Source organism: Sulfitobacter profundi (assembly GCF_042661425.1).
GTDB lineage: Bacteria > Pseudomonadota > Alphaproteobacteria > Rhodobacterales > Rhodobacteraceae > Sulfitobacter > Sulfitobacter profundi.
The window spans coordinates 2,099,157-2,117,820 of sequence record NZ_JBHSWA010000001.1; the positions used below are offsets into that span (position 1 = coordinate 2,099,157).

At 61.3% G+C, this 18,664-nt stretch carries 18 protein-coding genes and 1 pseudogene; 9 read left to right on the forward strand and 10 right to left on the reverse strand.

Annotated features, from left to right (window positions below; translation table 11 throughout):
- Positions 1-188: 188 nt before the first annotated feature.
- Complete coding sequence (trxB, locus tag ACFQAU_RS10990; RefSeq protein ID WP_132444295.1) at positions 189-1,193, reverse strand: thioredoxin-disulfide reductase; 1,005 nt, start codon at positions 1,191-1,193, stop codon at positions 189-191.
- A gap of 216 nt (positions 1,194-1,409) precedes the next feature.
- On the opposite strand from trxB, the gene ACFQAU_RS10995 reads away from it, so the two are divergent.
- Positions 1,410-1,910, forward strand: a complete 501-nt coding sequence (locus tag ACFQAU_RS10995; protein WP_040700523.1) for an Lrp/AsnC family transcriptional regulator — start codon at positions 1,410-1,412, stop codon at positions 1,908-1,910.
- Between the two features lies 1 nt (position 1,911).
- On the opposite strand, the gene ACFQAU_RS11000 is transcribed toward ACFQAU_RS10995, so the two are convergent.
- The 5 genes and pseudogenes from ACFQAU_RS11000 to lgt all read right to left on the reverse strand — a co-directional run bounded on the left by ACFQAU_RS11000 (position 1,912) and on the right by lgt (position 6,006).
- On the reverse strand, positions 1,912-2,631 hold the full coding sequence (locus ACFQAU_RS11000; RefSeq protein ID WP_132444296.1) for a Hint domain-containing protein: 720 nt from the start codon (positions 2,629-2,631) through the stop codon (positions 1,912-1,914).
- A gap of 271 nt (positions 2,632-2,902) precedes the next feature.
- Entirely contained in the window at positions 2,903-3,046 is a 144-nt protein-coding gene (locus ACFQAU_RS11005) for a hypothetical protein (protein WP_165935549.1), read from the reverse strand.
- A 270-nt stretch (positions 3,047-3,316) separates the two neighbouring features.
- A complete protein-coding gene (gene pgeF / locus ACFQAU_RS11010; protein WP_120351709.1) occupies positions 3,317-4,072 on the reverse strand; it encodes a peptidoglycan editing factor PgeF in 756 nt (251 codons plus the stop codon).
- Positions 4,069-5,125: pseudogene (locus tag ACFQAU_RS11015) on the reverse strand (class I SAM-dependent methyltransferase). The gene pgeF and the pseudogene ACFQAU_RS11015 overlap by 4 nt, the downstream one beginning before the upstream one ends.
- Positions 5,122-6,006 (reverse strand): prolipoprotein diacylglyceryl transferase, encoded by an 885-nt coding sequence (gene lgt / locus ACFQAU_RS11020; RefSeq protein WP_132444298.1) that lies wholly within the window; start codon positions 6,004-6,006, stop codon positions 5,122-5,124. The pseudogene ACFQAU_RS11015 and the gene lgt overlap by 4 nt, the downstream one beginning before the upstream one ends.
- Before the next feature lie 94 nt (positions 6,007-6,100).
- Here lgt and ACFQAU_RS11025 point away from each other — a divergent pair, with 94 nt between their 5' ends.
- The 5 genes from ACFQAU_RS11025 to ACFQAU_RS11045 all read left to right on the forward strand — a co-directional run bounded on the left by ACFQAU_RS11025 (position 6,101) and on the right by ACFQAU_RS11045 (position 9,280).
- The gene (locus ACFQAU_RS11025; protein ID WP_067622764.1) at positions 6,101-6,343 is read left to right on the forward strand and encodes an accessory factor UbiK family protein; all 243 of its coding nucleotides are present in this window, start codon (positions 6,101-6,103) and stop codon (positions 6,341-6,343) included.
- Positions 6,344-6,654: 311 nt separating this feature from the next.
- Entirely contained in the window at positions 6,655-7,155 is a 501-nt protein-coding gene (locus tag ACFQAU_RS11030) for a type III secretion system chaperone family protein (protein ID WP_067622761.1), read from the forward strand.
- A gap of 31 nt (positions 7,156-7,186) precedes the next feature.
- Entirely contained in the window at positions 7,187-8,002 is an 816-nt protein-coding gene (gene proC, locus ACFQAU_RS11035; protein WP_132444299.1) for a pyrroline-5-carboxylate reductase, read from the forward strand.
- Positions 7,995-8,333, forward strand: a complete 339-nt coding sequence (locus ACFQAU_RS11040) for a tRNA-binding protein (RefSeq protein ID WP_067935119.1) — start codon at positions 7,995-7,997, stop codon at positions 8,331-8,333. The genes proC and ACFQAU_RS11040 overlap by 8 nt, the downstream gene beginning before the upstream one ends.
- Positions 8,330-9,280: a 2-hydroxyacid dehydrogenase gene (locus ACFQAU_RS11045; protein WP_132444300.1), complete on the forward strand. Its 951-nt coding sequence runs from the start codon at positions 8,330-8,332 to the stop codon at positions 9,278-9,280. The genes ACFQAU_RS11040 and ACFQAU_RS11045 overlap by 4 nt, the downstream gene beginning before the upstream one ends.
- Here the strand turns inward: ACFQAU_RS11045 and ACFQAU_RS11050 are convergent.
- Positions 9,277-9,858 (reverse strand): thymidine kinase, encoded by a 582-nt coding sequence (locus tag ACFQAU_RS11050; protein ID WP_120351703.1) that lies wholly within the window; start codon positions 9,856-9,858, stop codon positions 9,277-9,279. The genes ACFQAU_RS11045 and ACFQAU_RS11050 overlap by 4 nt on opposite strands.
- A gap of 87 nt (positions 9,859-9,945) precedes the next feature.
- Complete coding sequence (locus ACFQAU_RS11055) at positions 9,946-11,070, reverse strand: beta-ketoacyl-ACP synthase III (protein WP_132444301.1); 1,125 nt, start codon at positions 11,068-11,070, stop codon at positions 9,946-9,948.
- 441 nt (positions 11,071-11,511) lie between these two features.
- On the opposite strand from ACFQAU_RS11055, the gene ACFQAU_RS11060 reads away from it, so the two are divergent.
- From ACFQAU_RS11060 to ACFQAU_RS11070, 3 genes are read left to right on the forward strand one after another with little or no spacing between them, the layout of a single operon-like run.
- Positions 11,512-13,191 (forward strand): TadE/TadG family type IV pilus assembly protein, encoded by a 1,680-nt coding sequence (locus ACFQAU_RS11060; protein WP_386282235.1) that lies wholly within the window; start codon positions 11,512-11,514, stop codon positions 13,189-13,191.
- The gene (locus ACFQAU_RS11065) at positions 13,188-13,718 is read left to right on the forward strand and encodes a TadE/TadG family type IV pilus assembly protein (protein WP_120351700.1); all 531 of its coding nucleotides are present in this window, start codon (positions 13,188-13,190) and stop codon (positions 13,716-13,718) included. Before ACFQAU_RS11060 ends, ACFQAU_RS11065 begins: the two co-directional genes overlap by 4 nt.
- A complete protein-coding gene (locus ACFQAU_RS11070) occupies positions 13,715-14,278 on the forward strand; it encodes a TadE/TadG family type IV pilus assembly protein (protein ID WP_132444303.1) in 564 nt (187 codons plus the stop codon). Before ACFQAU_RS11065 ends, ACFQAU_RS11070 begins: the two co-directional genes overlap by 4 nt.
- A 53-nt stretch (positions 14,279-14,331) precedes the next feature.
- On the opposite strand, the gene carB is transcribed toward ACFQAU_RS11070, so the two are convergent.
- The gene (gene carB / locus ACFQAU_RS11075) at positions 14,332-17,691 is read right to left on the reverse strand and encodes a carbamoyl-phosphate synthase large subunit (protein WP_132444304.1); all 3,360 of its coding nucleotides are present in this window, start codon (positions 17,689-17,691) and stop codon (positions 14,332-14,334) included.
- 114 nt (positions 17,692-17,805) lie between these two features.
- Positions 17,806-18,633 carry an alpha/beta fold hydrolase gene (locus tag ACFQAU_RS11080; protein ID WP_386282242.1) on the reverse strand — a complete coding sequence of 276 codons (828 nt, stop codon included), beginning with the start codon at positions 18,631-18,633 and terminating at the stop codon, positions 17,806-17,808.
- Positions 18,634-18,664: the final 31 nt, after the last annotated feature.

Genomic DNA, 18,664 nt, shown 5'->3' on the forward strand with positions numbered 1-18,664 from the left:
TCACTTTTCTTCAGGGGGCAGGCGGCTTCGGTCTTGGCTGCCATAGCTGCAAAAGGCGTAAAAAGTCTATAGTTCTAGGGGGTAGCGTATCGTTAAAGGCTGATATCCCGTGATCTCGGGATGGCCTGCAATTCGGGTGTGCAAGGGCGGCGGAAACCAGAATTATCTCCGCCGCGCCTTCGGTTGACTTAAACGTCTTCCTTCACTTCGGCCCCATAGCCAAGCGGAAGGGAGGTGTCTTTGCCCTCATCATCGCCCACTTCGGCCAGAAAACGCTCAGCTTCCAGCGCGGCCATGCAGCCCATGCCGGCGCTTGTCACCGCCTGGCGATACTTGTGGTCCGTTAGATCGCCTGCGGCAAAGACGCCGGGAATGGAGGTTTCGGTGCTGTCCGGTTTGGTCACGACATAGCCGCCCATGTGGGTTTCCAACGTGTCCTTAACCAATTCATTCGAGGGCGCGTGACCGATGGCCACAAAGACACCTTTGGCCGGGATATCAGTGATTTCGCCGGTCTTAACGTGTTTAACCTTCACACCTTCGACGCCCAGCGGGCTGTCGGTGCCATAGACTTCCTCAAGCTCGTGGAACCACAGCGGCTCGATCTTGGGGTTCTTCATCAGCCGGTCGATCAGGATTTTCTCAGCACGCAGCTCATCACGGCGGTGTATCAACGTGACTTTTGAGGCGAAATTGGTCAGAAACAGCGCCTCTTCCACGGCGGTGTTGCCGCCGCCGATCACCATAATCTCTTGGCCCCGGTAGAAAAAGCCGTCACAAGTGGCGCAGGCCGAGACGCCGAACCCTTTGAACTTTTCCTCGCTCTCCAGCCCCAGCCATTTGGCCCGCGCCCCGGTGGCAAGGATCACAGCGTCGGCGACATAGGTCGTGCCGCTGTCGCCTTTGGCGTGGAACGGGCGGCTTGAGAGGTCAAGATCGGTGATGATGTCGCCGATGATCTCGGTGCCCATCGCCTTGGCGTGGTCCTGCATGCGGATCATCAGGTCGGGGCCTTGCACCTCGCTGTCGCCGGGCCAGTTCTCGACCTCGGTGGTGGTGGTCAGCTGGCCGCCGGGCTCAATCCCTTGAACGAGGATCGGCTCCAGCATGGCGCGGCTCGCGTAGACCCCGGCGGTGTAGCCCGCAGGGCCGGAGCCGATGATCAGTACCTTGGTTTTACGTGTCTCGGCCATCTGGCGCCCCCGGGCTGTCATTGATATTGCCCGCCTCATATAGCGATAGCGGGGAAGCCGTTAAACCCCCACCGTCACCGCCCTGCCATTACGCTTGCGTGAGCAGGCGGCTGGATCGGCTCGATGGTGTGAGACAAAGAATATTGCGCCTGCGTGAAACTTTATTGCGCGTACCACGCAGGCTGCTATAAGAATCGAAAATTCACTGAGGATGATATGGCGGGTACACGACTAGATCCGATCGACCGGATGATCTTGGCCGAATTGCAATCGGATGGCCGGATGACGAATGTCGAACTGGCCAAGCGCGTGGGCATCTCTGCGCCGCCCTGTTTGCGCCGGGTCCGCACCTTGGAAGAACAAGGCTACATCAAAGGCTATCACGCCGATGTTGATGCGCGCGAACTGGGCTTTGAGGTGCAGGTTTTCGCCATGGTCGGACTTGCCAGTCAGGCCGAGGCCGATCTGAGCGCTTTTGAAGAGAAATGTCGCGGTTGGCCGTTGGTGCGCGAGTGCCATATGCTCAACGGTGAGGTTGATTTCATCCTGAAATGCGTGGCGCCGGACCTGTCGAGTTTTCAAAGCTTCCTCACGGGGCAATTGCTGACGACGCCGAATGTGGAAAGCGTAAAGACGAGCCTTGTGATCCGTGGGGCCAAGGATGATCCCGGCGTGCCCTTCGACGTGCTGGAAGCGCGGCTGTCGACCGCGCCCTGAATCAGTCCTTTGGGCTGTCTTCTGTGGTTTCAGGCGCGCGGGGATGGGCGAGGGGGCCGAAATCCGTCGCATGCGCGATCTGCGGAAACATTGACAGAAACCGATCCCGAAGGTTGGGCGCGGCGTCGCGCAGAGCCTGTGCACCGGGGTGAAAGGTCTCCATCTCCAACCCGCCTGCCTTGATCGCCGCATGGCGCGACAGGCAGATATGGAACAGGCGCACCGGGGTCGGCGGGGCGACCTCAATCACGTTGACCCCATCCAAAAACGCGCGAACCGGGGTCAGCATACGGGTGCTGCCCGCCTCTGCCCGCAGGTGAGGCGGCGTTTGTAGCACCCGTGCGGCGGGACCAAGGGTGAGGAACGAGCTGGGGCGCCCCTCTCCGAAACTGTCGGGCATGATGCGGATCAGCGAAAGCCGCCGCCCGCTGTCCGCCGGGATAAAGCTGCTGGACCCGATCCAGATCAATCGCGCCGGTTCCCCCGATGAGGTATTGATCATGTCGCCGGGCTGAAGGTCCTCAATGGCGATGTCGCCCTGCACCGTCTGGATCAGCGTCCCGCGGGCGAAGGCCGCAAAGGCGGATTCGAAAAGCGGCGCGGCGGGCGCAGTGTCTTGCCCGATATAGAGCGAACCATCGGCGCGCAGGGCGGCAACTTCATAGCTGCGCATTGGCGCAGGCGGCGGAACTTCAAGATCGGTGGCGGCGGTCTGTGTCATGCAAAACCCCTTATCTACCCGGCGCAGCGGGGCGGAACGCGGCCCTTTTGGGCGCGGACTGACAGGTAATTCGCCATGTTCTGCCGGAATTGTCAAAATATCCGGAATATTCACAGCCCATCCCGCGCCAATTTCCGCTAAAATCGCGGTATGTTTCTTGGCCCGGCTCTTGGCTGCCATATTTGCAGGAAAACGCCCCCCGAAACGAATCAACGTCCTGAGGGGCGGTCATTTGTACCGGACGCTTTGGCGCCGGTACCGGGGAAACTTTTCAGGCGGTCTTGCGGACCGGGGCGTTGCCAGCGCGCTTTGCGATAAAGGCGGCGCGGCGCGCGCCACGCGCCCATGGCATGACGGTGTCCGTCTTTGCGGCGGTCTCGACGACGGACTTGATGAAGTGCGGGTTCTTTTTCATGGCTCGGTTCCTCTTCGGTCATGCGGGCATCGTTCCATTCACTATCGCAGTGCAATCGGGCCGGTTTTTGACGATGGGTGAGAAACTTGCGCAAATTTGACGGCTAAGTTGGGCGCTTTGGGGCGCGTAGGCCACAATCTATAAAGTGTTTAAAATCCTACAGTTATCGCCAGATCAGGAAACAATTGAGCAAACCGGATGCGATTACGTCCAGTCTGGCGACAGTAATGCGGCATGAAACGGGCGACCCTCGCCCCAATCTCGCCCCGTTCAGAGCGTGATGGCCGAGAGCAGGCGGCCATAGTCAGCCTCTTTGGCGTGGGTCGTGCGCCGGTAGGAATAGAATCGCGAGGCGTCGGCATAGGTGCAATGCCGCGTCCATTCCGCATGGCCCACACCCGCCGCGCGCAGACGGTTCAGGCCAAAGCCCGGCAAGTCGAAATGCAGACGGTCACCTTCGCCTTGGGCAAAGTAACGGGCAAACTCGGGGTCGGCGCTCATGAAGTTGTCAAGAAACTCTGGCCCGACCTCATAGGCGCGCTGGCTGATCGAGGGGCCGATCACCGCGGTGATCTTTTCGCGCGTGGCGCCCAGATCAACCATCGCATCGACGGTCGCCTCAAGTATCCCATCAAGCGCGCCGCGCCAGCCCGCATGGGCCGCGCCGACCACACCGGCCTGCGCATCCGCAAAGAGCACGGGCTGGCAGTCGGCGGTCAGGATCGACAGGGCGATGCCGGGGGTTTTGGTCACCAGCGCATCGGCGCGGGGCTTGTCGTCGCGCGGTTCTGTCACGGTGACGACGGTGGCAGAGTGGACCTGATGCACCCCGACAAGGTGGTCAGCGGGCAGGCCCATCGCCTCGGCAGCGCGGGCGCGGTTGATGCGCACAATCTCGGACTGGTCCGAGCTGCCGCTGCCGCAGTTCAGCCCGGAAAACACTCCCGATGACGCGCCGCCACGGCGGGTGAAGAACCCGTGCCGCAGAGGGGCAAGCGCATCGGATGTGAGAATTTCGAGCGTCATACTTCTGTCCCCGGGGGCGGGGTCTGACCTTTTTGGTAGAGCCCCATTACTTTGAACAGGTTTCCCATTTCCGCCGGGTGCGTCAACCGCCGATGTGCGGCAATGTGGCTGCCAAGCGCGTCACCGGTCAGGAGTTCGGCCAATTTCTGCGCGCGGGGGTGATGCCCAAACGCTCAAGAAAAACGCCTTGGGTGACGACGCGGCTATGGGGGCAGGGGCAGGCGAGGGCGAGCGCCTCGAAATCGACATGAGCGGTCAGATCGGCATGGCCCGGGCTGGCCAGCGGGTCTACGGGGGCGTGATTCTGCAAGGCTTGCAGGGTGTCGCCCAAGGCCCGCCAATCGCCATAGTCGACGATCAGTGCGGCGCCGCCATGGGCTGCGATGCGGCTGCCGATCTGTTGCATGATCTCTGCCGCTGGGGCGCAACGCTCGACCAGATCGCCGTCCTTCGTATCCTCCAGCCGGTGCGTGAGGGCGGGCTGCGGGGTCACGGGCCCAAGGCCGAAGGCCAGCGCGCCCTCTGCCGCGCCGACCCGCCGCTCCGCCCAGCCTGCGCCTTGGCGGATGAACTGGCGGATCGGGAGCGCGTCAAAAAACTCGTTCGCAATCAGGAAAAGCGGCGCTTCGGGCAAGTCTGCAGCGCTATCCAACCAAGTGATGTCATGGCCTTGCAACGTCTCACGCTGCACGTCGCGCAGAGCGGGGAGGCTTCGACCAGCGTAATCTTCGCAGCGGCCAGAAATCCCGGCACCTGCGCGCAGGCGCGCAGCATATCGGCCATCAATGTGCCGCGCCCCGGCCCAAGCTCGGCCAACGTGAAAGGCGCGGGCGCACCCTGATCCAGCCAACTTTGCGCCAGCGACAGGCCGATCAACTCGCCAAACATCTGGCTGATCTCCGGCGCCGTTATGAAATCCCCCTCTGCGCCAAAGGGCGCTCGGGTCGTGTAATAGCCCCAGTCGGGATGCAGCAGGCAGGACTGCATATAGTCGTCCAGCCGCATCGGCCCTTCCAAGGCGATCCGCGCGAGCAGATGGTCCTTCAGGCTCATGCCTGCCGCCGCGCCCGAATGATCAAAAAGATGCCTACGGCAATCATCGGCAGCGACAGGATCTGCCCCATGGTCAGCCCCCAGCCGCCGATATGCCACGCCAGCCCCAGTGGGTTGCCGGGGGTGACGAATTGCGCATCTGGCTGGCGCAGGAACTCAACCGCGAAACGTGCCGCGCCATAGCCCGCAAGGAAGGTGCCGCCGATCAGGCCGGGCATTTTCAGCGCACCGCGTTTCCATGCCATCCAGATCAGCACGCCGCCCAAGACCAGCCCCTCCAGCAGCGCCTCATAGAGTTGCGAGGGGTGCCGGGCGCAGATGCCGGCCACGTCGGGGCAGAACTGCGCTGCCTCGCCGGGGAAGGCCACGCCCCAAGGCAGATCGGTCGGACGGCCCCAGAGCTCGGCGTTGATGAAATTCGCCAGCCGCCCCAGAAACAGGCCCGGTGCCAACCCCAAACACACCATATCTCCGGTCGAGATCACCGGGATGCGATGCCGCCGTGTATAGAAGAGTCCGGCCAGAATGACCCCAAGCGCCCCACCATGGAAGGACATGCCGCCCTCCCAGAGCTGCAAGATGGCGGCGGGGTTCGACAGGTAATAGGCCGGTTGGTAAAACAGCACATAGCCCAACCGTCCGCCAAGAATGACGCCCAGAATGACCCAAAAGAGCAGGTCCTCGACCTGACCGGGCTTCATGACGGGCGTGTCATTCTTCCACAGTTGTGGGCGTTTGACCGCCGCGGTGGCGATGCGCCAGCCCAGCAGAATGCCCACGATATAGGCCAGCGCATACCAGCGCAGCGCGAAGGTGGCACCAAACAGGTTAACCGAAAAAATTTCCGGCGCGATATCGGGGAAGGGGAGCATGGCTATCATGGTGCTGATTGAGCAAGGCCACGCGGGGAAGTCAACCTTGCGAGTAAGGGCTTCGCGCCCCATATAGAGGCTAACAAACCTCCGGAGGCCAGACATGCAGACCCGTAACAAGTTTTTCGATGACGTCTCACAGATGATGACAAACGCGATGGGCGTCGCCCAAGGTGCCAAGGATGAGGCCGAGACTGCCATGAAGGGCATGCTCGACCGTTGGCTCGCTGATCGTGATTTTGTCACCCGTGAAGAGTTCGACGCGGTGCGTGCCATGGCGCAAAAGGCCCGCGAAGAGAACGAAGCGCTGAAAGCGCGGCTCGACAAGCTCGAAACCAAGGGCTGAGGCCCGACCCTAGGCCAAATCTGATCTGCCGCCCCCAAGGTTGGGGCGGCGATCCTCCGCGCCGACTGAGACTAATTATGCCCCGGCGCAGCACCTCTCTCCAAATTGTAGACGTTTTCCACGATTTACCCACAAGTTATTGCGGTTATCCCCTATCAATTGTGGTTATCCCCAAGAAAAACCTTGCCAGACTGTTCCGCTAGAAGCACCATATCTTGTATAGGTGATGTGAACCTACACGCCTATTTGTGCAGGCTTCCATGAATGGTGGGCCACGTCCCGCCCCGTGGAACAGATTGAGAGGTGGCGAAATGGCCCTGTCCGAGCATTACCTTGAAGAAGACGTTCACCCGATTGATATCGTTGAAAATATCGCGGCGCACCATGATTGGGAGTTTGACCGCGTGGCGGATGACCAGATCGCCATGGCTGTCGAAGGCCAATGGCGAACCTATTCGATCACGCTGGCATGGTCTGCCTACGACGAAACGCTGCGCCTGATTTGCACCTTCGAGATGGAGCCGCCTGCCGAAAAACTGCCGCAGCTTTACGAATTGTTAAACCTCGTCAACGATCAATGCTGGGCGGGGGCGTTCAGTTTCTGGCCGGATCAGCAGTTGATGGTCTACCGTTACGGCTTGGTGCTGGCCGGTGGGCAGGTCGCGGGGCCAGAGCAGATTGATACGATGATCGGTGCCGCTGTCATGAGCGCCGAACGCTACTACCCCGCGCTGCAATTGCTCGTCTGGGGCGATCAAACCCCCAAGGCCGCGATGGACGTCGCCATTGCAGAGGCTTACGGCCGGGCGTAACAAAGTCCCCGAACAACTTCGGGGGATGACGATGAAAGACGGCAGAGTGGCGCGCGACGGCTTGGTTTTGCTGGGCTGTGGCAAAATGGGATCGGCCATGTTGGAAGGCTGGCTGGCAAAGGGACTGCCTGCAAGCTCGGTTTGGGTGGTGGACCCCAAGCCCTCCGATTGGCTGCAAAGCGCGGGCGTGAACCTTAACGCCACGCTGCCTGCCGCTCCGGCCGTGGTGCTGGTGGCGGTCAAGCCGCAGATGATGGCGGATGCGCTGCCGACGCTTCAGGCGATGGGCAACGGCGAGACGCTATTCGTCAGCGTCGCAGCGGGCACCACCATCGGCTATTTCGAAAGCGTCCTTGGCGGCGACACACCCATCGTGCGGGCCATGCCCAATACCCCCGCTGCCATTTCCAAAGGGATCACCGCCATCGTTGGCAACGCCAAGGCGGGCAGCCGATCTTTGGATGAGGCCGAGACCCTGCTCAGCGCCGTGGGTGAGGTCGTGCGTCTGACCGAAGAGGCGCAGATCGACGCGGTCACGGGGGTCAGCGGCTCGGGCCCGGCCTATGTCTTTCACATGATCGAATGCATGGCCGCCGCCGGGGTGGCCCAAGGCTTGCCCGAAGAACTGGCCATGCAATTGGCCAAGGCGACCGTGGCCGGGGCAGGGGCGCTGGCGATGCAGGCCGAAGAAGACCCCGCCCAGCTTCGCGTCAACGTGACCAGCCCCAATGGCACCACCCAAGCGGCGCTTGAGGTGCTGATGGATGAGACCGAGGGCTTCCCGCCTTTGTTGAAACGCGCCGTGGCCGCTGCCGCAGACAGATCGCGGGAGTTGGCCAATGGCTGAGATCACTTTCGACGATTTTCTGAAAGTCGACATTCGCGTCGGCACCGTGACCCGGGCCGAAGCCTTCCCCGAAGCGCGCAAACCGGCGATCAAACTCTGGGTGGATTTCGGCGCTGAGATCGGGGAGCGTAAGACCTCTGCCCAGATCACGGCGCATTATACACCCGAAACGCTGGTGGGGCGGCAGGTCATGGCCGTGGTGAACTTCCCCGCGCGCCAGATCGGGCCTTTCATGTCCGAAGTGCTGGTGCTTGGTCTGCCGGATAAGGACGGAGAGATCGTGCTGTTGTCGCCCGATCAAAAAGTGCCCGAAGGAGGGCGGATGCATTGAAAAAGATACTAATTGCCAGACCCTTGCCCGACGAGGTCACCGTCACCTTGACGGGCTGCGAAGTAACCGTTCGCGAGGAAACCGCGCCCCTCTCGGCCGATGAAATGCGCGCGGCTTTGCGCGACTATGACGGGGTAATGCCGACCTTGGGGGATGTATTCTCGGCCGAAGTCTTTGCCGATGTGCCCGTTCCGCGCTGCAAGATCCTCGCCAATTTTGGCGTCGGCTATAACCACATCGACGCGGCAGCGGCCCGCGCGGCGGGGGTGGAGGTAACTAACACCCCCGGCGCGGTCACCGATGCGACGGCGGATGTCGCCATGACGCTGATGCTGATGTCCGCCCGCCGCGCCGGCGAAGGGGAGCGGTTGGTCCGCTCGGGCGCGTGGGAAGGGTGGCACCCGACCCAGATGCTGGGGCTGCACCTGACCGGCAAGCGGGTCGGCATCGTCGGCATGGGCCGGATCGGGCAGGCCATCGCGCGGCGGTGTCACTATGGCTTCGAGATGCAGGTCAGTTATTTTAACCGCAGCGCGAAGGAGTTGGATTTCCCGGCCACCCGTGTCGAAAGCCTGACTGCGCTGGCCGAGGCCGTGGATGTGCTTGTCGTTGCCGTGCCCGGCGGCGGTGCCACGCGGCATTTGATCGATGAAACCGTGCTCGGCGCGATGCAGCCCCATGCGCATCTGATCAACATCGCCCGCGGCGATGTGGTGCAGGAGGCGGCGTTGATCGCGGCCTTGCACGCGGGGCGCATCGGTGGCGCCGGGCTGGATGTCTATGAATTCGAGCCCAAAGTGCCGCAGGCGCTGCGGGATCTCGACAATGCTGTGCTGCTGCCGCATCTGGGCACGGCGGCGCATGAGGTCCGCGTCGATATGGGGCTGATGGCTGTGGCCAATCTACAAGCCTTCATTGACGGAAGCACCCCGCCGAACCGGGTTTAGCCATCGCCCACGGCGGCGCGCCAGTGTTTGCGGCAGAGGGAGACATAGGTCTCGTTCCCGCCGATCTGCACCTGCGCGCCGTCGCGCATCGCTTGCCCTTCGGCGTCGCGGCGCACGACCATCGTAGCCTTCTTGCCGCAATGGCAAATGGTGCGCACTTCGCGCATCTCATCGGCCAGCGCGAGCAGCGTGGCAGAGCCGGGGAAAAGCTCACCCCGGAAATCTACCCGCAGCCCAAAGCACATGATCGGCACGCCCAGATCATCCACCGCGCGGGCCAGTTGCCAGACCTGCTCGACCTCAAGAAACTGCGCCTCATCGACAAAGATACAGGCGCAGGGGCCTTGCTCTAACCGGCTTTCGATCTTGGCCAAAAGGTCTTCGCCCGGGGCGAAGGTATCGGCCTCTTGCCCGATGCCGATGCGCGAGGCGATGCGCCCTTCGCCTGCGCGATTGTCGAACTGCGCGGTCAGCAAAAAGGGCACCATGCCCCGTTCCACATAGTTATGCGCCGCCTGTAGCAGCACCGTGGATTTGCCAGCGTTCATGGTGGAGTAATTGAAGTAGAGCTTTGCCATGGGCAGGGTGTTACGCCGCCCATGACAGCGGATCAAGATAGAAACCCCGACCCGTTCTCACGAGCGGGCGGGGCAAGGCGCGGGCGGTTAACCGCGCTTTTTAACGATCACCGACCCGACGGAATAGCCCGCCCCGAAAGAGCAGATCAGCCCCGTGTCCCCGTCTTGCAGGTCATCGGAATTCTTCGCGAAAGCGATGATCGACCCAGCGGAGGAGGTGTTGGCGTAGTCTTGTAGAATGTTGGGCTGTTCGCCTAGCTCAGGCTCTCGGCCCAGCACCTTGCGCCCAATGAAATCGTTCATCGATTTGTTCGCCTGATGCAGCCAAATGCGTTTAAGGTCGTCGGACTCCAGCCCATTGTCGGCCATATGCCCGCCGATATGATCGGCCACCATGGGCAACACTTCCTTAAACACTTTGCGCCCATTCTGCATGAACTGCATGTCGCGTCGGTCGCTCAGCCCGTCGGGGCGGGACCGGCGGAGGAAGCCGTTGTTGTTGCGGATGTTGTTGGAGTACTCAGTCGCGCAGCGGGTCGAGATGACATCGAAACAGGGGCCTTCGACATCTTCGGCACGCTCCAGCAGCGTGGCGGTGGCGACATCGCCAAAGATGAAGTGGCAATCCCGGTCGCGCCATTCGAGGTGGGCCGAACAGATTTCCGGGTTCACCACGAGGGCGGAGCGGATGGAGCCGGAGCGGATCATATCCGCCGCCGCCTGAATGCCGAATGTAGCCGAAGAACAGGCCACGTTCATGTCGAAGGCAAAGCCCTTCACGCCCAGAAGCTCTTGAATTTCGATGGCCACGGCGGGGTAGGCGCGCTCAAGATTGGAGGCCGCGCAGATCACCGCATCCACATCATCGGCGGTCTTTCCAGCGGCGGCGAGCGCCTTTTGCGCAGCATCAACGGCCATTTCCGCCATCAGGGAGGGTTCCTCATCCGCGCGCTGGCGCAGCAGGGGATGCATGACATTGGGGTCCAACACGCCGGATTTGTCCATGACATAGCGCTGCTCGATGCCGCTGGCTTTGACGATGAACTCTTCCGAAGAATGCGCCTTGGCCTCTAGGGTGCCCGCGCCGATCGCCTCGGCATTCTCGGCGTTGTAGAGGTCGGCATAGGCGTTGAAGGCTTCGACCAGTTCGGCGTTGGTGATGGTCTGCTGAGGCGTGAAAACGCCCGTGCCGGTGATGGCGGCTTGATACATCGGTGTGATCCCTTTCTCTCCAACGGCGTGGCTGGTCTACTAAAGCTGAGCAGCCCCGGTGGAATTGCAAGGGGCCGTTGTCATGGTCGGCGCACGCTGACGCAGGGGGCAGCAAGGTGCAGGTTCCATACTTTAGCGAAACCGCGCGGGACTTGCCACGGCTTTGAGGTGGCAGGCGTGTGAATGCCGCTACAGTTGAAAAATTTGATCGCCTATGACGATACGCGCTGGCTTGACTATGCAACCAGCAGGGCGCAGTGATCGCTCGTTAGCAATCATTAATTGAACAAGAACAGACAGATTTTTTCAGGGCAGCGGCCATTTCGGTGCGTGATTTACAGGTCCATCAATGGCGGATGCTGCAGCCTAGAGCACAGAATTTGCTCACGAATTCAACCTCCGAAAAAGAGAGGTGTCATGAGGCGCAAAGTTATTAGTCGAATGCTTTTCGATCGGGTGAAGCGTTTTTCCAAGGACGAGACCGGCGGCATGCTGGTCCTCATGTTGGTCGTGTTTTTCGGCATTACGATCTTTGGCGGTCTGGCCGTGGATCTGGCGAACCACGAGCGGACGCGGACCACATTTCAGACCCACCTCGACAATGCCGTGCTGGCCGCGGCCAGCCTGTCGCAAAACCTCGACCCCGAAGAGGTCGTGCGCAGCTACCTGACGTCTGCGGGGCTTGACCCCTCCGAGGTGGCGATCGACACGAGCGAAGAAAAGATCGGCGGCATTCTGGTGGGGCGGACGGTCGAAGCCTCGCTTCCCGCCGGGCTGAACACTTATTTCTTCCGGTTTTTCGACATCGACACGCTCGGCATGACGATCACGTCAGAGGCGACCGAACGGGTGGAAGATATCGAGATTTCGCTCGTGCTCGACGTGTCGGGGTCGATGGGGGAGGAAACCAGCGACCGAAGCGGGATTAAGCTGACCCTGCTTAAGCGCGCGGCCATAGATTTCGTGGAGACAATCCTAAGCGATTCCGAAGAGGGGCGTGTGTCGATTTCGATTGTTCCCTATTCGACGAAGGTTAACGCAGGGGAGGCTCTGCTGGGCCAATATGCAGCAACCACAGAGCATAACTATTCGCATTGCGTAGATTTTGACGCGAATGATTACGGCTCCTTATCGATCGATCCCGACCAACAGATCCAGCGGACCGGACACTTTCAGTTCCAGAGCATGTCGACTTCTGATCGGGATCGTGGCCAGTGGGTTTGCCGTAAAGACGGGGGCTTTGCGATCACGCCACTGTCGGACTCGGTATCGGTACTGAGATCGCAAATTCTTGCCTTGACCGCCGAAGGGTCAACGTCGATCGATGTTGGTGCGAAATGGGGGTTGGCGTTGCTTGACCCCTCCGCGCAAGAGCCAGTGAACGGATTGATCAACGCCGGTTTGGTGGAACCTGAGTTCCAAGGCCGTCCACATCCGCATGGCGCTGAGAACAGCATGAAAGTACTGGTGCTGATGACGGATGGTGAGAACTATCCGGAATATCGACTTGAGCCCGAATATGCATCTGGCGAGTCCGACGTTATCCGCACTGATTACGGTTCGGTCGTGTTTTATACAGCGGATTCGGCGGAACGCTCAAACGAGTACGACGGGGATAATTCCTATCCCGAAGCCTACTTTTACGCGACCCATCCTTGGGGGTCCGACCGGATGTGGCATGACACCACACTGCTTAATCATCCTAGTTTAGAGAAATATAAGAGTCAGGGAGAGGAAGAGCGGCTCGACTGGCCCGAGGTTTGGGCAGAGATGTCCCCCTACTACTACGGATATAATCTCTATGGTCGGCGGCGATCGGTGACCTGGTGGGGCGGATCGCAGGTTTGGAGCTCCCTTGCGAGCAGCTTCTGGGCCAACATGCATAACACAATCAGTGCGAGCGAGAAGGACCGGCGGCTGCGTCAAATCTGCGGTGTCGCGAATACCGCTGGGGTCGTGGTCTATTCCATCGGCATGGATGTCGACAGTACCAACTCACTCAACCTCCTGAAAGATTGCGCCTCATCCGACGCCCATTATTTCGACGTTCAGGGTTTGGAAATCCAAACCGCATTCGACATGATCGCCGCGTCCATCTCTATGCTGAGGCTGACGAAATGATCCGCTTTCTCAAAGACCGCTTTCGCCGATCCGAGGCGGGCGGGGTCACCGTTGAGTTCGTCATCCTGTTGCCGCTGGTCTTTTACTTCTTCTTCCTTGCGCTTGAGACCGGTCTGTGGAGCGCGCGTGAGATCATGCTGCGCCGTGCCACGAATTTGGCCGTGCGGGACGTGCGTTTGGCGACTGGCGCCACGCCGGGCTATGACGCGATGAAAGCGCTGATTTGCGAGCGTTCGGTCTTTGATGCGGGCTGCCTAGAGAATATCCGGATCGAGATGCGCGCCTTGCCGATTGCCGATTGGGCTGACTTGGGCGGCCCTGCGCCTTGCGTGGACCGGGACGAAGATTTCGACCCGGCAAACGGCTTTCTGCCCGGCCAGCAGAACAACCTGATGATGATGCGCGTATGTCGTCTTTTTGAGCCACTTTTGCCGGGGACCGGTTTGGGCCGTCAACTGCCCGAAGGCTCCGACGGGCAATACGGCGTGCGGGTCACAACAGCTTTCGTAACGGAGCCACGCGGATGAGGGCGATTTCTTTAAAGCGTTTTTTCCAGTCCGAAGAGGGCAGCCAGACGATTGCCTTCTTGGTGCTGCTGCCTTTGCTGGTTTGGTCGATCATGGCGATGCTGACCTTCACGGATGCCTTTCGGGTGCGCGGGATGGCGACCGATGCCACCGCCGTCATCGCCGACAGCCTGTCGCGCCAGACGACGCCAATCACCGCCAATGACCTCTTGGGGCTGCAATCGGTCGCAGAGCAACTCACCGGGTATGAGGTCTCTTTGCGGATCACTCAGGTGCGCTGCATTCTGGACTGTGACAGTCTGGGCCGTCGGATCCTCGCGGTGGATTTCTCGCAGGGGATCGGTCTGGACAGCCTGCTTGATCTCGACTTTATCGCCGGTCTCTCGCGTGAGCGCGTGCCGCTGATGGCCGATGGCGACCGTCTGGTGCTGGTCGAGACAAGTTTTACCCACGAACCGATTGCGCAGATCGGCTTGGAAGCCAAAGAGGTCAGCGTGTCGCATGCCACAAGGATGCGTTTCGCGCCCCAGCTTTGCTGGATAAGGTGCGTCATCAGCTAAGCGGGCACTGCGCCGCCTGAAAAAGGGGCTGCCCAATGGACAGCCCCGATTTCTTACCCCTGAAGCGCTTTCACACCGATTGCATCCTCGGCCTGCGCCTTGATCGCCAGTGCCGCGGCATGGGCACCTGCGGCGGTGGTGAAGTAGGGGATCTTGTCGTAAAGCGCGATAGAGCGGATCGACTTGCTGTCTTCGACCGCCTGCGCGCCTTCGGTGGTATTCATCACCAGATGTACATCGCCGTTTTTCATCATGTCGGTGATGTCGGGGCGTCCCTCGTAGACCTTGTTCACCACATCGCAGGCATGGCCATTGGCGGTGAGCCATTCCGCGGTGCCGCGGGTGCCGATCAAGGTAAAGCCTTGGTCCAGCAGGATTTCCGCGGCCTCCAGCATGTTTTGGCCCTTGTCGGCGTCCTTGACCGAGAGGAAGGCACAGCCGTTGCGCGGCAGTGGGTTGCCAGCGCCCATCTGCGCCTTGAGGAAGGCGCGGGGGAAGTCGCGGTCCCAGCCCATGACCTCGCCGGTGGAACGCATTTCCGGCCCCAAAAGCGTGTCGACGCCGGGGAAACGGGCGAAGGGCAGCACCGCTTCTTTGACGGAGAACCACGGCATATTCGGGTCGGCCAGTGTCATCGGATCGCCAAGCGGAAGGGTGTCTTCATATGCGGCCTGATCGGGGTAGGGCGGGCGCTGCGGGAAGTTGCTGAGCGGCTCCCCGGCCATGATCCGCGCGGCGATGGAGGCGATGGCGCTGTCCGTCGCTTTGGCCACGAAGGGCACGGTGCGCGAGGCGCGGGGGTTGACCTCAATGAGGTAAATCTCGCCGTCTTTCACCGCGAACTGGATGTTCATCAGGCCCACGACGTTGAGCGCTTTTGCCAGCGCGCGGGTCTGCTCTTCGACCTCTGCGATGATCTCGCGCGGGAGCGAGTAGGGCGGCAGGGAGCAGGCGCTGTCGCCGGAGTGAACGCCCGCCTCTTCGATATGCTGCATGATGCCCGCGACATGCACATTCTCGCCGTCGCAGAGGGCGTCGACATCCAGTTCCACCGCGCCCGACAGGTAGCTGTCGAGCAACACCGGGCTGTCGCCGGACACGACCACCGCATTGGTGATGTAGCGCTCGAGGCTGGCCTGATCGCGGACGATCTCCATCGCGCGGCCACCCAGAACGTAGGAGGGGCGGATCACCAGCGGAAAGCCGATTTCCTTGGCGATTTCCATCGCTTCGGCGTCGGAATGGGCGATGCCGTTGTGTGGTTGTTTCAAGCCAAGGTTCAGCACAAGCTGCTGGAAACGCTCGCGGTCTTCGGCCAGATCGATCATGTCGGGCGTGGTGCCGAGGATCGGGATGCCGGCCTCTTGCAGGCCATTGGCAAGCTTCAAGGGGGTCTGGCCGCCGAACTGAACGATGACGCCGTGCAGCGTGCCGTTCTCCTGCTCGACGCGCAGGATTTCCATCACGTGTTCAAAGGTCAGCGGCTCAAAGTACAGGCGATCCGAGGTGTCATAGTCGGTCGAGACCGTCTCGGGGTTGCAGTTGACCATGATGGTCTCATAGCCCGCGTCGGTCAGCGCATAGCAAGCGTGGCAGCAGCAGTAGTCGAACTCGATGCCTTGGCCGATGCGGTTCGGGCCCCCGCCGAGGATGACGACCTTCTTGCGGTCTGATGGCCGCGCTTCGCATTCCGCCTCGCCCATCAGCGGGCTTTCGTAGGTGGAGTACATGTAGGGGGTCTGCGCTTCGAATTCGGCGGCGCAGGTGTCGATGCGTTTGAAGACGGCTTTGACGCCGAGAGCCAGCCGCGCGTCGCGAACCTGCGCCTCGCGGCTGTCAGTCAGCATGGCGAGCCGGGCATCGGTGAAGCCCATCATTTTCAACTCGCGGAAGGTATCTGCATCGTCGGGCAGACCGCTGGCGCGGATGCCCTCTTCGGCTTCGATGATCTCGCGGATCCGGGCAAGGAACCACGGGTCGAACATGGTATGCGCGTGCAGATCGTCGTCGAACATGCCGTGACGCATCGCTTGGGCAATGGTGCGCATCCGGTCAGGGGTCGGGGCCGACACGGCTTTGATCAGCGCCGCCATATTCTCTGGCGCGTCGCCGGGCAGGTCGCTGTTGAGACCGGTGATGGCCACTTCGTCAAAGCCGGTGAGGCCCGATTCCATCGACGCCAGCGCCTTTTGCAGGCTTTCGTGGATTGTACGGCCGATGGCCATGGTCTCGCCCACCGATTTCATCGCGGTGGTGAGGTAAGGCTCGGCTCCGGGGAATTTCTCAAAGGCGAATTTGGGGATCTTGGTGACCACATAGTCGATGGTCGGCTCGAAAGACGCGGGTGTGACGCCGGTGATGTCGTTGTCGAGCTCGTCCAGCGTAAAGCCCACGGCCAACTTCGCCGCAATCTTGGCGATGGGGAAGCCGGTGGCCTTGGACGCCAGCGCCGAGGAGCGCGAAACGCGCGGGTTCATCTCGATCACGACCATGCGGCCATCGGCGGGGTTCACGGCCCATTGCACGTTGGAGCCGCCGGTCTCTACTCCGATCTCGCGCAGCACGGCGATGGAGTGGTTGCGCATGATCTGGTATTCTTTGTCCGTGAGCGTCAGGGCTGGGGCCACGGTGATGCTGTCGCCGGTATGCACGCCCATCGGGTCGATGTTCTCGATCGAGCAGACGATGATGGCGTTGTCGGCGGTGTCGCGCACCACTTCCATCTCGTATTCTTTCCAGCCCAGCAGCGACTCATCGACGAGGATTTGCCCCATCGGCGAGGCATCCATGCCCGAGCGGCAGTAGAATTCGTAATCCTCGCGGTTGTAGGCCACGCCGCCGCCGGTGCCGCCCATGGTAAAGGCGGGGCGGATGATCGCGGGAAGGCCGACGTATTCCAGCGCCTCAAGGGCGAGGTTCACGCCAGCGGCGAGGTCTTTCTTGCCGTCCTCGCGCTTGGGCGCGGTGACGATGGTGGCTTTTGGGTTTTCGATGCCCAAACGGTCCATCGCCTCGCGGAAGAGCTTGCGGTCTTCGGCCATTTCGATGGCTTCGCGCTTGGCACCGATCATCTCGACGCCGAATTTCTCAAGCACGCCCATCTCTTCGAGCGCGAGCGAGGTGTTCAGCCCGGTTTGGCCGCCCATGGTGGGCAGCAGCGCATCGGGGCGCTCTTTTTCGATGATCTTGGCGACGATTTCAGGTGTGATGGGCTCGATATAGGTGGCATCGGCGAGCCCTGGATCGGTCATGATCGTGGCCGGGTTGGAGTTGACGAGGATGACGCGGTAGCCTTCCTCTTTCAGCGCCTTACAGGCTTGAGCGCCGGAATAGTCAAACTCGCAGGCTTGTCCGATGACAATCGGCCCCGCACCAATGATCATGATCGACTGGATGTCGGTACGTTTCGGCATGGCGGCCCCCTAAATTTGCAAATTGTCCTGCCTTATAGGCAAGGCGGCTCTGGCTGCAAGGGGGAATGGCCATCACGGCCCGAGAAATAAGGGTGGCGCTGTGGCTTCACCCCCTCAAGGGCAGCGATCGGGGGGGCTTAGGGGGCTGCTGAAGGGATCAGCTTGGCTAGTCAGACCCTTCGGTATTAAGGAAGATGCGCAGCGTCGCCTCGAACTCGCGCGGTTTTTCGGCGTGGAGCCAATGCCCCGCGCCGGGAATTTTGGCAAAGCGCGCTTGCGGGAAAAGCGCCTTGATCGCCTCGCGGTGTTCGGGCTGAACATAGTCCGAGGCCCCCCCGAGAGGAACAGGGTCGGTCCCTCGAATTGCCCGCTCACATCATCGGGCCAGCCGATGATCTTGGGCATCTCAGCCTCGAGTGCGTCAAGGTTCAGCCGCCAGCGTTTTCCGGGCACGTCGAGCGATTGGGTAAAGAAGCTCTGCAACGCGCGCTCTACCCCGGCTGTGGCCAGTTGCGCTTCGGCGTCCGAGCGGCGTTCGATCTGGGTGAGGTCCACGCCGCGCATGGCGTCGATGAACATCTGCTGTGTGTGCCCATAGGTGACGGGCGCGATATCGGCGACGATCACCCGGCGCAGCAGATCGGGCTGGGTCAGCGCCAGCATCATCACCGCCTTGCCGCCCATGGAGTGACCGCAGATGTCCACCGGGCCGCCCAGATGCGTGATAACCTCGGCCAGATCCTGCGCCATCTCGGGATAGCTATGGGTGTCGTGATGCGGGCTGCTGCCGTGGTTGCGCATGTCCACCGTGACGACGTGGCGATTGTCGGAAAGACGTTTCGCGATGACGCCCCAGTTGCGGCCAGAGCCATAGAGGCCATGAACGATAAACAGGGACGGACGGTCGGCGGCGGCTTCGCCATATTCGGTGTAATTCAACATGCGGTCAAATTACGGGCATTGCAGCCCGGGG